We start from the raw sequence: 13,476 nt of genomic DNA on the forward strand, positions 1-13,476 counted from the left end.
CCGTTCAAGAACACCCGTTCAGCTCCCAGCGCAATTGAGCTTCAGACGGCGACTGGACCGGGATGAATGCGGCCTCACGATATCGACGACTGGCCGGAGTCTTACTGGCATAGCCCTTGCCGCCCGCGGTACGAATCTCCAAAGCCGCGCTGGTGCTGACGGTTTCGGCTGCGGACAGCCGTAGCGAGAGCAAGTCTTTCTTGCTGGGCGGTTCGGCTCCCCCGACCGCGCCGGCCAACTCGTCCAGGGCGATCTCGGCTCGGCCGAGTTTCTCGGCGACCTGGTCGACCTCGCCGGCGAACACCGCGTTCACCCCGGTGAGTCCCAACTTGGCTTGTGCCACCGTGGTTTTGGCTAAACCGATGCACATCGCGGACTGCAGGACCAGGAAGGTGGGCCGGACCGCGCCGAGGAAACCTTCGAAGTCGGTGGCCAGCACCTGATCGTCGGGAACGTAGGCATCCGTCAACTCCAGGTACGAAGACGCCGTGCTGTCCATGGCCAACAGCTTGAAATGGTCCCCGACCGTGACTCCGGGGGTGCTCAATGGCAGTGCCACGATCAGCTTCTCGCCACCGTCGGTGCGTACCGCGGTGACCAGCAAGGAGTCGTCGTAGAGGTTGGAAGCCCAGCGGATGGGACCATTGACCCGGTACCCGCCGTCGACCGTCTTCGCGGTGAGTTCGAGACTGCCGCAGCCCGCCAATTCTTTGAAGGCCGCGGCCATGCCCGTCACCCCCAGCGTGCTGCCGGTCAACAATGCCGGCACCGTCTCGAGGCCGAACGGCGTTGCGGCGCTGAGCAAATACTCCACCGCCATCCGGTTGGCCCACACCGCGAATCCGGTGCTCATGCACTCCGCGGAGATCAGTTTGATCACTTCGGCCATCTCGCGCAGCTTGCCGTCGGCGTTGCCCGGCGCCCCCACGCCCAGCAACCCGGCGGCACCGAGCGCCGCGAAGCTGCGGCGGGCGGTGTCCTCCCCACGGTCCAGGGCGCCGGCATGGGCACGGATGTCTGCCAACAGCTCCGAGTCGAGCAGGCCGATGGCGGCGTCGGTCGTGGTGGTCATTGTGACTGCCTAGCCGATGGACAGCGCCGAGTCGACAGTTACAGGACGCCTGAATGTATTGACCACGGGCGACCATGCGATGGCGTTGTCGTGGATCTCCTGCAGCGTCTGATCGTCGGCGTCGCCGGCCAGAGTCACCTTGCAGCGCACGTCGGTGATGCCCAGGACCTTGCCGTCCGGAGTGTCGCCGACGCCCCAGACCGCCGAGATGTCGATGTCGCCTTCCATCTCCACCTCGATCTTGGTCAGCGTCACGCCGCGGTGGGTGGCGTTGGCCAACAAGCCCACCGAGATGCACGATCCGAGTGCGGCCAAGCAGGCTTCGGATGGATTGGGCGCCGAGTCGTCGCCCAGCAGCGCCGGAGGCTCGCCCACCAGCATGGGCGCCAGATCCCGCACGTAGGTCATGTTCCGGAACCCGGACTCGCAGACCGTCTTGGCCTTCAAGGTCTTCTTGCCCGTGCTGGGGTCGGCCTTGGCGTTACACGACAGTCGGTCGAGGCCCTCTGCATCGATGATCAGCGCGTCGGTCATTGACTTCCTCCATTCACTCGGGTTCATGGAGTTGGTGCCGCGCGCCTGCGAGAACGTGACGGTGATCTACGCCACAGCGCTACGCCGGCTGCGTCACGAAGTCGATGAGCTCCTCGACCCGCCCGATCAGTGCCGGCTCGAGGTCGTTCCAATCGCGTACCTTCGACCGGATCCGCTGCCAGGCCCGGGCGATGTCGGCCTGGGTGGCATGCGGCCAGCCCAGCGCCTGGCATATCCCGTGCTTCCACTCGACGTGCCGGGGCACCGTCGGCCAGGCCTGCAGTCCGAGCCGCTGCGGCTTGACCGCCTGCCAGATGTCCACGTAGGGATGTCCGACCACCAACGTGTCAGCGCCGCCGGGGCCCCGTCGCACCGCCTCGGCGATGCGTGACTCCTTCGACCCGGCGACCAGGTGATCCACCAGCACCCCCAGCCGCGCCTGCGGGCCGGGTTGGAACTTGTGCACGATGCCGACCAAATCGTCGACGCCACCGAGGTATTCGACGACGACGCCCTCGATTTTGAGGTCCTCGCCCCAGACTTGAGCGACGAGTTCGGCGTCGTGGCGACCCTCCACGTAGATTCGGCCGGCCCGCGCGACCCGGGCGCGCACACCTGGCACGGCGACCGACCCGGAGGCGGTGCGGCCGGCGGGCGCGGGGGCCGCGCGGCGCGGTGCGGTGAGTATCACGGGTCGGCCTTCCAGCAGGAAGCCAGGCCCCAGCGGGAAGCCGCGGGTCTTGCCGTGCCGGTCCTCGAGGTCGACGCGCCCGTATTCGACGCGGACCACCGCGCCGACGTAGCCGGTCTGTGCGTCCTCGACGACCATGCCGGGCTCGACGGGCTGCTCGACCGAGCGGGGCTTACGCCGTCCCGACCCGGCCAGGACATCGGTTCCGTAGCGATCGATCACCCGGCAATAGTTCTTGCCGAGCGTGAATTTCACGACGAGACACGCCGCGGGTGTGTCGCCGATTTCACTCTCGCGGAAGGGGCGTGGCGCGAGCAGACGGGATACGGCGTCCGTCGGCGCCGAAGTAATGCAGGTGCCCGGGCTGCGGATGCAGACGCACCCGGCTGCCCTTGGCGGGCGGGTCGTAGCCGTCGGTGCGGGCGATGATGGGCCGGCCGATCACCGTGTCCGAGCCGGTGACCCGCCCGTACAGGTAGGCGTCGGCGCCCAGTTCCTCGACCACGTCGACCTCCATCTCGATGCCGACGCTGCCCACCTCGAAGTGTTCCGGTCGAACGCCGACGACGATGTCGGTCGACGTAGCGGAAATCTCGCGCGGTATCCGGATCTCCCAGTCACCGAGTGACACCGCGGAATTCAGCACCGGCAGGGTGAACAGGTTCATCGCCGGCGACCCGATGAAGCCGGCGACGAACACGTTCGCGGGGTTGCGGTACAGCTCGCGCGGCGGCGCGCACTGTTGCAGCACGCCGTCGCACAACACCGCGACGCGGTCTCCCATGGTCATCGCCTCGACCTGATCGTGGGTGACGTAGACCGTGGTGGTACCCAGTTGCCGTTGCAGGGCCGCGATCTGATTGCGCGTCTGCACGCGCAGCTTGGCGTCGAGGTTGGACAGCGGCTCGTCCATCAGGAACACCCGGGGGCGGCGCACGATGGCCCGGCCCATCGCCACCCGCTGCCGTTGCCCGCCGGACAGCTCCTTGGGCTTGCTATCCAGAAAACGTTCCAGGTCAAGCATTTTCGCAGCAGCCAGGACCCGCTCGCCGATCTCGGACTTCGGTGTCTTGGCCACCTTGAGGGCGAAGCCCATGTTCTGCGCCACGGTCATGTGCGGATACAACGCGTAGTTCTGGAAGACCATCGCGACGTCGCGGTGCTTGGGATCGAGATGGGTGACGTCAGTCCCGCCGATCCGGATACGGCCGGAGTCAACGGTTTCCAACCCGGCCACCATCCGCAGCGATGTCGTCTTGCCGCACCCGGACGGCCCTACCAGGACGACGAATTCACCGTCACCGACCTCAAGGTCCAGCCGATCCAGCGCCGCCCGGTCGGCGCCCGGATAGCGTCGCGTGGCCTGCTCGAAACTCACCGAAGCCATCGGCGCTACCCGCCCAGCCCGGTCATGGCGATGCCGCGGACGAAGGAACGTTGCGCGACCGCGTAGACGACGACCAGCGGTAGCAGGATCAGCATCGAGGTGGCCATCAACACCGGCCAGCGGGCGACGTACTCGCCACGGAGCCGGACCAGGCCCAGTGTCAGCGTCGCCAGGCTGTTGCGTTGAATCATCAGCAGCGGCCAGAGGAAGTCATTCCACACGCTGACCCAGGTGAGCACGGCCAGCACCACCACCGCCGGCCGCGCGTGGGGAAGCAGGATGCGCCAGTAGATCTGCCACGGCGAGCAACCGTCGAGTATCGCGGCCTCCTCCAGATCGGTTGGCAGCGTGCGGAAGAACTGCCGCATCAGATAGGTGCCGAAGGCGCTGCCGAACAATCCCGGGACGATCATCGCCCACGGGGTGTCGACCCAGCCCGCGGCCCGCATCAGCATGAACTGGGGAATCACCGTCACGGTCAGCGGCACCATGAGGGTGCCGAGATAAAGCAGGAACAACGTGTCACGGCCGCGAAAGTCCAGCCGCGCGAACGCATATCCCGCCAGCGAGCAGAAGAACACCTGACCCGCGGTCACGCAGCCGGCATAGAGCACGGTGTTGAAGAACATTCGCCAGAACGGCATCAACCCGAACACCTCGGTGTAGTTGGACCATTGCGGGCTGGACGGGAGGAGTCGGGGCTCGCTGATCTCGCCGTCCTTCTTCAGCGACCCCGACAGCGCCCACAGGATGGGAAACAGCGCGCACCAGGCGACGCCGATGAGCGCGGCGTACAGGGTTGCCGCGCGAATGCTGTTGCGTAACAGCGACCGGTCAGCCGAGGCCACGGGAATCCTCCCAGGAACGCCGCCGAAGGATCCGCAACTGCAGCACCGTCAACACCAGCAGGATGGCGAAGACGATCCAGGCCAGCGCCGAGGCGTATCCGAATTCCAGGAACGAGAACGCGTGCTGGAACAGCATGATGCCCAACACATAGGTTCCGGTTTCGGGACCGCCGTTGGCTCCGGTCAGTACGTAGACCAGATCGAAGGCCTGGAATGCGTGGATGATCGAGATGACAACCACGAACGACAGGGCGCCCCGGATCAGCGGCACGGTGATCGACACGAACTGCCGAACCTCGCCCGCGCCATCGACTTTCGCCGCTTCGTACACCGTCTCCGGAACGCCTTGCATCGCGGCCAGCAGGATCACGGTGGCGAACGGGACGCTGCGCCACACGCTGACCAGGCACAGCGAAACCATGGCCCAGCGCGGTTCGACCAGCCACGGCACCGGGCCGATCCCCACCCAGCCGAGCATGATGTTGAGCAGTCCGTTGTCGGTGTTGAAGACGAACTGCCAGACCACGGCCATCACCACCGAAGAGATGGCCAGTGGCAGGAAGACTAGGGTTCGAAAGACACTGATGCCCTTGATTTTCCGGTTCAGCAGTCCGGCGACGACGAGACTGATCGCTAGGGTCGGCAAGACGGTCCCCAGGGTGTAGATGACCGTATTGCGCACTGCTATCAGAAACAACGGGTCGGAGGTGAACAGGCGGTGGAAGTTCGCCACTCCGACGAACTCAGCCGGGGTGAACATGTCCCAGTCCTGGAAGCTCATGTACAGGGAGAAGCCCAGCGGAAACACCATGAAGACGACGACGGCGGCCAGGTTGGGGGCGACGAACAGGCGACCGGCCCACTCACGTCGGCGCGAACGGCGGATCTCGGGGCGTGCGTCGATGGCGGTCATGGGTTACGCAACACCTCGTCGACGGCTCGCGACAATCCGGTCAGAACACTGGCCGGCCGGGAACCTCGCAGCACCGGTCCGAAGTTGCGGTCCATCAGCGCCACGACTTTCTCCCACGCCGGGGTGATGGGCAGACCTTCGGACACCACCGGTCCGTCGGTGAGCACCGTGAGGTTGCCGATCCGTCGGTGTGCGCGGGCGAACCCCTCGGAATGCAGCGCGGACCGCAGCACCGGTACGAACAATCCCGATTCGCCGATCAGAGCCTGCCCGACCGGCCCGGCGGCGAATTTGACGAACTGCCAGGCCTGTTCCCTGCGTCGACTCGTCGCCGAGATGGCCAGACCGGTGACACCGATGTTCGAGCAAGCCTGCTGTGCGTTCGGACCCACCGGCAACGGCGCGACGTCGAAATCCAGGCCGCGCGCGCGGTCGAAAGTCTGGTAGCGCCAGTGCCCACCGAGCGCGATCGCCGCCCGGCCCGCCGAGAACAAGTCGGCGTTGGACATCGACTGCTGGTCGGAGGCGCTGGGCGAAACCTTGTGCTTGTTGATCAGGTCGGCGTAGAACTGCACCGCCTCGACGAAGGCGTCGTCGTCGAAGTTCAGGTGCGTCGGATTCGTCCGCGGAGTCGACCAACGGACGCCGTTGTTCATGGCAAACAGACCGGCCGCATAGAACGAGACCCACGCGTTGACGAAACCCCACTGGGTGATCCGGCCCGAGGCGTCGCGTCGGGTGAGAGCTCGAGCCGCGTCGAGGAATTCGCCGAAGCTCCAATGCTGTTGCCACGCGCGCGGCGGTGGCGCTACCCCGGCCGCGGCGAACATCTCCTTGTTGTAGAACAGGAAGTTCCCCGACCACTGCTCGGGCAGGGCGTACTGGCCGCCGTTGAACACGAACGAGTTCTGCAGCGTGTCGATGCTGTCCCACACGAGTTGCGCAGCGAAGGCGCGATCACCGGCCAACAAACTGTTGAGATCCAGCAGCACCCCACGATCGGCCAGTTCCGCGTAGGTCAACTCCCAGGTCATCAGCACGTCCGGGCATTTGCCGCCCGCACAGAAGGTCGACAACTGCTGCATCACGCCCGGACCGGACAGCAGCGCACGCACCTTGATATCGGGGTGCCGACGCTGAAATTCGTTGACCACCCGCATCCGTGGCCGGATCTCGTCGGGATTGGCCGCGAAGAAGAAGGTCAGGGCGTCGTCGTCGTCCGAGGAACACCCGCTCACCCACGGCGCCATTGCGGCTGCGGTGACCGTGCCCGCCCCCTGCAGCAGGCTGCGCCGCGCAAACGGCTTGTCGAACATGACGCTCCCGGTGTCGGCCGCAGTGCGGCATAGCGGACCTTAAGGGATTATCTTCCTCGCCACCAGCCGCGGCGTTGTCCAACGTCGCCGCCCGGCGAGTTCCGCGGCCGTGCCGCTCGGCACGACAGGCCCAATCAGCCTGGGAAGTAACGGATCTGGTTGATCCGATCGCCGCGCCGGGCCACATCGGCGAACAGGATGCCGCGTCCGCGCTCGGAGCTGACTCCCACGACGACGGTGGACCCGGCGCCGATCACTTTGGTCCACTTGCCGCCGCGGAGCCGCTCGGCGAGTCCGGCCAGATCGAGCGTGTCGTCGTCACCCAAAGTGATTGTGGCCGTGGCCGACAACGCGCCCGATGCAGTGGTCTCGTCGCGTCGGGTCAACGCACCCAGGAAGTTCTCGACGAGCTTCTTGTGACGCGCCCCGGCGCGGCGGAACCCGGTCATGAACCCGACGGTGCCGCGCGGACCCTGGTTGCCCAGCAATCCTCGGGCGAGGTGCACGCCGGGGGGCAATGCCCGCGCACCTGTCTTGAGGAACTGCAGCATCATCGCCGGCAGCTCCCAGTAGGCCCGCAGTCGCTCAACCTGCCACTCGCCGTTGACTTCTCGAAGGTCGTAACGCAGAAAGGCGGGAATGTACATGGTGACACCCGGACCCATGCCGACTTCGAGTTCGAGATCGCGTAACACGGCGCGGCCGCTGACGATGTCCAGATCCCGGTGGAACGTGATGTCGCGCGGACCGATGAAGGTGTCGTAGAAGCGATAGATCTGGTCGTGCCCGATGTGCGGACTCGACCCGACAGGGTCTTCGACCCGGCCGTCGTGTGCGAACACCTGCACCCAGGCGGCGCGGTCGTGCGCGGCCACCGCCTGCGGCGAGCGTTCCACCGTGGCCAGCAACTCGTCTCGCTCTGCTGTGGTCATCGCCGACTCCCGATCAACTCGACACCGGCGCTGCGCATCTCGCTCAGTGCGTGTGCGACGGACTCGGCCGAGACCCCCGCGGTCAGGTCCAACAGGACCGTGGTGGTCAACCCCGCCCGGACCGCGTCCCGCGCGGTGTGCCGCACGCAGTGGTCGGTGGCGACGCCGACCACGTCGAGGGCGTCCACATCGCGCCGGCGCAGCCAATCCAGCAGGGCGGTGCCACGCTCGTCGACACCTTCGAAACCGCTGTAGGCCGCGGCGTAGGCGCCTTTGCGGAAGATCGCTTCGATGGGCCGGGTGTCCAGATCGGGGTCGAACTGCGCTCCCACGCTGCCGGCCCGGCAATGCGGCGGCCACGACGAAGCGAAGTCGGGGTCGTCGGAGAAGTGGTCGCCCGGGTCGATGTGGAAGTCTTTGGTCGCGACGACGTGGTCGTAGCCGGGTGCACCCGTCAGATGGTCGTTGATCGACTGCGCCAGTGCGTGTGCGCCGGCCACCGGTACCGCTCCGCTCTCGCAGAAATCGTTCTGCATGTCGACGATGATCAGTGCCCGCACGGGGTACACCCTATCCCCCGCTGCAGGGACGGAGGATTGGCACGAATCCAGCGGTTTGTGGGCTGGCCGACCGGGGAACACACCGCCCATGTTGATCCGACGAATCGCGCGACCCATGCTGTCAGCTGTCTTCATCGGCCAAGGAATAGAGGCGCTGCTGAACCCGAAACCCGCAGCTCAAGCCGCACAACCGACTGTCGACGGTTTGCAGTCGCTGCCGGAGTCGGTCAGTTCCAACATTCCCGCGGATGCCGAGACGTTCGCTCAAATCAACGCCGCCGTCCAGATCGGCGGTGGGGTGTTGCTGGCCGCGGGCCGGCTGCCGCGGCTGGCTTCGGCGGCGCTGGCGCTGACCGTGATTCCGGGCAACCTTGGCACACACCAGTTTTGGAACGAAACCGACCCGGAACGCAAGGCCGAGAAGCGGCGCGCGTTCCTGGGCGACGTCAGTCTGCTGGGCGGGCTGATCATCGCGTCCGCCGACACCGCGGGTAAGCCGTCGTTGGGTTGGCGTGGTCGCCGCGCCGCCGAGCGGCTGTCGGACCGGGTGTCCGGGTCCAGCGATTCGTTCCTCGATTCGGAGTTGGGTGAGCGGATCGTGCATGGTCTGCAGGCCGGTGCCGAGCGCAGCCGCGAACTGGCCAACACCGCCGCGGAGAAGAGCGCACCGTACGCCGAGGCTGCGCTCGAGCGCGGTCGGGAGTTGGCCAGCACGGCCGCCGAAAAGAGCCAGCCCTACGCCGAGGCGGCACTGGAACGCGGTCGCGAACTGGCCAGCACGGCTGCCGAGAAGAGCGCGCCCTATGCGAAGAAGGCCCGCAAGCGCGGAGAAGAGCTGGCCAGCACCGCGGTGGAGAAGAGCGCGCCGTATGCCAAGAAGGCGCGCAAGCGCGGCAAGAAGTTGGCCGACACCGCGCAGACCCGCGGTGTGGAGTTCGCCGAGACCGCGCGCCACCGTGGCAGCGAGCTCGCCGACCGCGCCGCCAATCGGGGCAGCGAGCTCGCCGACCGCGCCGCGCACCGGGGCAGTGAACTCGCCGACCGGGCGGTGAACCGGGGCAGCGAACTCGCCGACCGGGCTGCGCACCGAGGCAGCGAACTCGCCGACCGGGCGGTTGCTCGCAGCAACGAACTAGCCCTGACCGCACGCGACCGGCTGGACGACGAACTCAGCAGCCGTCGCAAGCGCTGGGGACGCTAGCGAGGAACGCGTCGAGGACGGCGTTCACGTCCTGGTCCTCGGCGAGCTGCACGACCACACCGTGCTCGTCGGCGCCCAGCGGCTCCAGCGCGTCGAGTTGTGACTGCAGCAACGTTGCCGGCATGAAGTGACCTGACCTGGCGGCCAGGCGTGCGCCGATCAGGTCACTTGACCCGTCCAGGTGCAAGAACTGCGCTGAGGCGCAGTGTCCGCGCAATTGATCGCGGTAGCTGCGCTTCAGCGCAGAACAGCTGACCACGCATCGAGGGTGCCCGGTCAGCCAGGCGCCGACCCGCTCCAGCCACGGATGCCGGTCGGCATCCGAAAGCGGTTGCCCGGCAGACATTTTGGTGACGTTTGCCGGAGGGTGCAGGGTGTCGGCGTCCAGGAAAGCCACGTTCAACCGCTGCGCGAGCGCCGCCCCGACGGTCGACTTACCGCATCCGGAAACCCCCATCACGACGACGGGACCCACCGGACGTTTCACCGGCTCTGTTCGGCCCGGCTGCGGTTCCATTCCATCCAGCCCACGCCGTTGCGGCCGTCGGTGGTGGTGATCTCGACCCATGCCCGGGGAAACTGGCTGACCCGGCCGTCGACGGCGGTCAGCCGCACCGGCGCGTGCGCCCGGACGACGACGTCTGCGGTGAGCTGCCCGGGCTCGAGCTGCAGCGTGGTGTCCTGCGGTAAACCGTTGCCGCCGAACGCTTCTCGGATGCTCACCGCGCTCAGCTCGACGATGTTGCCGGCCGCGTCCTGGGCGTAGCCGATGCTGAGGTGCGGGGTGTCGGGGATCTGCAGGCTCAGCGCGTGCAGGTGGGTCCCGTCGTCGAGGTGCAGCGCGCTCCACATCCAGTCCATGCTCCACCAGTCGCGTACCCCCCACGAGTGGTCGCGCTGTCCGGGGACCGAATCCAACTGGTAGCGAGCGTGTTTGACGGTGACGGTGCCCGACACGGTGCACGGGATCTCGTACCGCGTCGTCACCCGGTACCGGTAGGGGATCCCGCTGGTGGCCCACACCAGATTCATCGCGAGTTCGACGGGCTCACCCGCTTCGCCGCGCAGCAATGCCGACGGATCGGCATACGAGCGTCCCTGCGCGCGCAGGTCGACACGATAGCTGCGCAGCGGGTCGTCAGCCGCGTGGTGCAGTTCGAGGGTGTCGGACCGTACCGACCAAGGACTTTGCGGCAGTGGCACTTTGGTATCGACGGCGATGGTGGGCAGGTCCGGCCCGCACAGTAAGGCGTGGATCCACACCTGCTGCTCGTTCGCTATCCAGCCGAGCCGGAACCAGCCGCCCAGCCCCTCCGCAGGGTCGACGAAATCGGCGTACCAGCTTTCGCTCCACAGCGGCTCATCGGTGGCGGCGTGGGCGAGTTCGTCCTCCGGTGCCGGCCGCAGCGGCTCGGGTACCGCGGCCTCGGGCAATGTCGCCAACGCGTCGGTATCCAGGACATGTTCGCAATGCCGTTGCAGCAGCGTCATGAACATCCGGTCGCCACGTTCGGTCTGCACCACCAGCATCGACGAGACGATCGCCATCATCACGCCGAAGAAACTCTGCCGGCGTACGCCTTCCCGGACTTCGTCCAGGGTGATGGCTGGCTGCGGGCCGAGGGCCTGATGATAGGCCCGCAGCAAGTCCTCGTACTGGGCGCGGCGGTCCGCCACCGGCAGGGCGCAGCCCAGGAAGTAAGCCAGATCGGTCTGTGCCGGTCCCCACGAGACGGTCTGCCAATCGACAACCGTCAGTGCCCGGTTGGCTCCCGGGGCACCGAAAAGCATGTTGTCCAACCGGTAGTCGCCGTGCACCAAGCCCTGGATTCCGCCGCGGGCAGCCTCCTGGGCCAGATATCCGTCGAACGACTCCACGAGGCGCTCGCACACCGCGCGGTGTTCGGGTGCGATCTGATCGCGGTAACGGTTGACGAAGTCGGCGTAGAGCGCGGTGACCAATGCCTGGTTCAGTGGCGAGTCACGGTTGAGCCACTGGGCGTCGGCCAGCGTCGCGTCCCCCAGCAGCGGCCCGTGCAGAAGGCCCAACTCGGTGACGCCCAGCTGAGCTTGTTCGGTTGTGGCACCGGCGATCTCGTCACCGGCCGCGGCGGGTCCCGCGTCGTCGAGCAGGAGATCGAAGATGCCGGTGGAGACGTCGATGGCGGCGTGGTAGCACGTCGCGATCGCGCCACCCAACCGCGGCGCGATGTCGTGGTAGAAACGGACCTCGCGCTCGTAGAGGCCCATGGCCAGCCCCGTCTGCCTGCTCACCGGGTCGGTCGCCGCGACCTTCAACACCACCGAATGTGGGCGGCCGGCAACGGGTTCGGGGTCGGCGTATGTCAGCCCGATGCGGTAGCACTCGCTCATCTGGCCGGTACCGATGCGTTCGACGGTGAACTCGGCGACGTCGCCGGCACGGACCGCCGCGGTCAGCCATTCGGCGGTCAGGTCGCCGGGACGCTCAATGGCTTGGTCTGTGTTCGGGGCCATGAAGGACAGCGTGCCAGGTCACCGCGCCAGCGTGAAACCCTCCCAGGCCAGCCGACGGTGTTGGTGCGGGTCGAACTCCACGCGGGGCTTGCGGTCGAAGACCAGCACCGCACGCTCGTCGTCGGTGTGGACCGGCCAGTTGTCGCCCGGGACGCCGGTACGACTGAACGCCCGCCAGCGTCGTTGCACGTCGTTGCTGACCCGCAGGGCGGCCCGCTGGTCGGCCGCGGCGGTGAGCAGCGCGCCGAACCGGGTGCGGTAGATGTCGAAGACCGCCAGCAGCTCGGTGGCGTGGGTGGCCCCGAAACCCGACCATTGCAGGGTCCGCGGCGCGTAGTCGTACCGGTACAGGTAGGTCGGCGCGTGCGCGCCGTGCGCGTCGGCGATCTGCCAGGCCGCCGTGCAGAACGCGAAGTCACCACCCAGCTGGATACACGCCGACTGCTTGGGGTACTTCGGGTAGGCGGCGGTAATGCGTTCGCGGGCAGCGGGTTCCAGATCGGCGAGCAGCTCCTCGACCATCTTGCGGTTGGTCGGCAGCATCCCGAGGAACCGGGTGAACAGCCGGCCCTCGTCGGCGTTGGTGCCGACGATCAGCGGGACCCGGTGCGCCCGACCCGAACGCATCGCCTCGACGGGCTCGATGGGCACCACGTCGTCACCGAAGACCGGACCGATCGGGAAGGCGCCCAGCCGCTGCTGCATGCCCTGGTCGATCAACCGGTGCTGGGTGTCGATGAGTTGCGCGGCCGGTGCCCGCATCACCGTGTCGGCCGCGTCCTGCCCGCGGGCGCCGAGAAGCCGCGCGAAGCGGGTGGCGAACTCGGCGGCGACGTCTTGCGAACGCGTCATGCCGGCCGCCGGACTCTGCGAGATCGCCCGGTGGAACAGGCCCTCGGCGGCGGGCACCGCGAGCATCGTGGCGGTGATGTGGGCACCGGCGCTCTCGCCGAAGATCGTCACGTTGTCCGGGTCGCCGCCGAAGCCGGCGATGTTGTCCTTGACCCACCGCAACGCCAGCACCAGGTCGCGCAGGTACAGGTTGCTGTCGATGGTGACGTCCGCCGTGGACAGTGCTGACAGATCCAGACAGCCCAGCGCGCCCAGCCGGTAGTTGACCGACACATAGACACAACCGCGGCGGGCCAGCGCGGCACCGTCGTAGATCGGGGTGGCCGAACTGCCCAGGATGTACCCGCCGCCGTGAATGAACACCATGACCGGCAGCGGGCCGTCGCCGCCGCGTTCCGGGGCGACGACATTGAGGGTCAGGCAGTCCTCGCTCATCGGCTGGTACCGGTTGACGCCGAGCAGCGTGTAGCGGCGCTGCTGAGGCGCGCAGTTGGTGAACCCGTGGCAGTGCCGCACCCCGGACCACGGCTGCGCCGGTTGCGGCGCGCGGTAGCGCAACGCGCCCACCGGTGGGCGGGCGTAGGGAATGGATCGCCAGCGGTTGACGCCGTCGCGGGTGAACCCTTCGACGGTGCCGGCGGTTGTACGGGCGCGGACGGTGCGCTCATGCATAG

13 protein-coding genes are annotated in these 13,476 nt (G+C 67.3%); 1 reads left to right on the forward strand and 12 read right to left on the reverse strand.

Features of this window, described 5'->3' with window-relative positions; genetic code table 11:
• Positions 1-4 precede the first annotated feature (4 nt).
• The 9 genes from AC5Y4D_RS06530 to AC5Y4D_RS06570 form a co-directional block, all read right to left on the reverse strand.
• Positions 5-1,072, reverse strand: coding sequence for an acyl-CoA dehydrogenase family protein (locus tag AC5Y4D_RS06530; protein WP_500036755.1), 1,068 nt, complete (start codon positions 1,070-1,072; stop codon positions 5-7).
• Between the two features lie 9 nt (positions 1,073-1,081).
• Complete coding sequence (locus AC5Y4D_RS06535) at positions 1,082-1,606, reverse strand: OsmC family protein (protein WP_499945951.1); 525 nt, start codon at positions 1,604-1,606, stop codon at positions 1,082-1,084.
• A gap of 79 nt (positions 1,607-1,685) precedes the next feature.
• Entirely contained in the window at positions 1,686-2,519 is an 834-nt protein-coding gene (locus tag AC5Y4D_RS06540) for a DUF3097 domain-containing protein (protein ID WP_500036811.1), read from the reverse strand.
• A gap of 64 nt (positions 2,520-2,583) precedes the next feature.
• Positions 2,584-3,684, reverse strand: coding sequence for an ABC transporter ATP-binding protein (locus tag AC5Y4D_RS06545; protein WP_500036756.1), 1,101 nt, complete (start codon positions 3,682-3,684; stop codon positions 2,584-2,586).
• Positions 3,685-3,689: 5 nt separating this feature from the next.
• Positions 3,690-4,532, reverse strand: a complete 843-nt coding sequence (locus AC5Y4D_RS06550; protein ID WP_499945953.1) for a carbohydrate ABC transporter permease — start codon at positions 4,530-4,532, stop codon at positions 3,690-3,692.
• Positions 4,519-5,445: a carbohydrate ABC transporter permease gene (locus tag AC5Y4D_RS06555; protein WP_499945954.1), complete on the reverse strand. Its 927-nt coding sequence runs from the start codon at positions 5,443-5,445 to the stop codon at positions 4,519-4,521. The genes AC5Y4D_RS06550 and AC5Y4D_RS06555 overlap by 14 nt, the downstream gene beginning before the upstream one ends.
• Positions 5,442-6,761: an ABC transporter substrate-binding protein gene (locus AC5Y4D_RS06560; RefSeq protein ID WP_499945955.1), complete on the reverse strand. Its 1,320-nt coding sequence runs from the start codon at positions 6,759-6,761 to the stop codon at positions 5,442-5,444. The genes AC5Y4D_RS06555 and AC5Y4D_RS06560 overlap by 4 nt, the downstream gene beginning before the upstream one ends.
• Before the next feature lie 134 nt (positions 6,762-6,895).
• The gene (locus AC5Y4D_RS06565; RefSeq protein WP_499945956.1) at positions 6,896-7,693 is read right to left on the reverse strand and encodes a nuclear transport factor 2 family protein; all 798 of its coding nucleotides are present in this window, start codon (positions 7,691-7,693) and stop codon (positions 6,896-6,898) included.
• The gene (locus tag AC5Y4D_RS06570) at positions 7,690-8,253 is read right to left on the reverse strand and encodes an isochorismatase family protein (RefSeq protein WP_499945957.1); all 564 of its coding nucleotides are present in this window, start codon (positions 8,251-8,253) and stop codon (positions 7,690-7,692) included. Before AC5Y4D_RS06570 ends, AC5Y4D_RS06565 begins: the two co-directional genes overlap by 4 nt.
• A 115-nt stretch (positions 8,254-8,368) precedes the next feature.
• On the opposite strand from AC5Y4D_RS06570, the gene AC5Y4D_RS06575 reads away from it, so the two are divergent.
• The gene (locus AC5Y4D_RS06575) at positions 8,369-9,454 is read left to right on the forward strand and encodes a DoxX family membrane protein (RefSeq protein WP_499945958.1); all 1,086 of its coding nucleotides are present in this window, start codon (positions 8,369-8,371) and stop codon (positions 9,452-9,454) included.
• On the opposite strand, the gene AC5Y4D_RS06580 is transcribed toward AC5Y4D_RS06575, so the two are convergent.
• Genes AC5Y4D_RS06580 through AC5Y4D_RS06590 form a run of 3 tightly spaced genes read right to left on the reverse strand, consistent with a single transcriptional unit; the run spans position 9,423 to position 13,474 of the window.
• Positions 9,423-9,971: a gluconokinase gene (locus AC5Y4D_RS06580; RefSeq protein ID WP_500036757.1), complete on the reverse strand. Its 549-nt coding sequence runs from the start codon at positions 9,969-9,971 to the stop codon at positions 9,423-9,425. The two genes, AC5Y4D_RS06575 and AC5Y4D_RS06580, sit on opposite strands and share 32 nt — an antisense overlap.
• The gene (locus AC5Y4D_RS06585) at positions 9,938-11,950 is read right to left on the reverse strand and encodes a DUF7064 domain-containing protein (protein WP_500036758.1); all 2,013 of its coding nucleotides are present in this window, start codon (positions 11,948-11,950) and stop codon (positions 9,938-9,940) included. The genes AC5Y4D_RS06580 and AC5Y4D_RS06585 overlap by 34 nt, the downstream gene beginning before the upstream one ends.
• Before the next feature lie 18 nt (positions 11,951-11,968).
• Positions 11,969-13,474, reverse strand: a complete 1,506-nt coding sequence (locus AC5Y4D_RS06590; protein ID WP_500036759.1) for a carboxylesterase/lipase family protein — start codon at positions 13,472-13,474, stop codon at positions 11,969-11,971.
• Positions 13,475-13,476: the final 2 nt, after the last annotated feature.

This window comes from Mycobacterium sp. NGS67 (genome assembly GCF_059812185.1).

Coding starts and splice junctions, on each gene's coding strand:
- AC5Y4D_RS06530 (WP_500036755.1), bottom strand. CDS start 1,072: ATGACCACCACGACCGACGCCGCCATCGGCCTGCTCGACTCGGAGCTG.
- AC5Y4D_RS06535 (WP_499945951.1), bottom strand. CDS start 1,606: ATGACCGACGCGCTGATCATCGATGCAGAGGGCCTCGACCGACTGTCG.
- AC5Y4D_RS06545 (WP_500036756.1), bottom strand. CDS start 3,684: ATGGCTTCGGTGAGTTTCGAGCAGGCCACGCGACGCTATCCGGGCGCC.
- AC5Y4D_RS06555 (WP_499945954.1), bottom strand. CDS start 5,445: ATGACCGCCATCGACGCACGCCCCGAGATCCGCCGTTCGCGCCGACGT.
- AC5Y4D_RS06560 (WP_499945955.1), bottom strand. CDS start 6,761: ATGTTCGACAAGCCGTTTGCGCGGCGCAGCCTGCTGCAGGGGGCGGGC.
- AC5Y4D_RS06565 (WP_499945956.1), bottom strand. CDS start 7,693: ATGACCACAGCAGAGCGAGACGAGTTGCTGGCCACGGTGGAACGCTCG.
- AC5Y4D_RS06575 (WP_499945958.1), top strand. CDS start 8,369: ATGCTGTCAGCTGTCTTCATCGGCCAAGGAATAGAGGCGCTGCTGAAC.
- AC5Y4D_RS06580 (WP_500036757.1), bottom strand. CDS start 9,971: ATGGAACCGCAGCCGGGCCGAACAGAGCCGGTGAAACGTCCGGTGGGT.
- AC5Y4D_RS06585 (WP_500036758.1), bottom strand. CDS start 11,950: ATGGCCCCGAACACAGACCAAGCCATTGAGCGTCCCGGCGACCTGACC.
- AC5Y4D_RS06590 (WP_500036759.1), bottom strand. CDS start 13,474: ATGCATGAGCGCACCGTCCGCGCCCGTACAACCGCCGGCACCGTCGAA.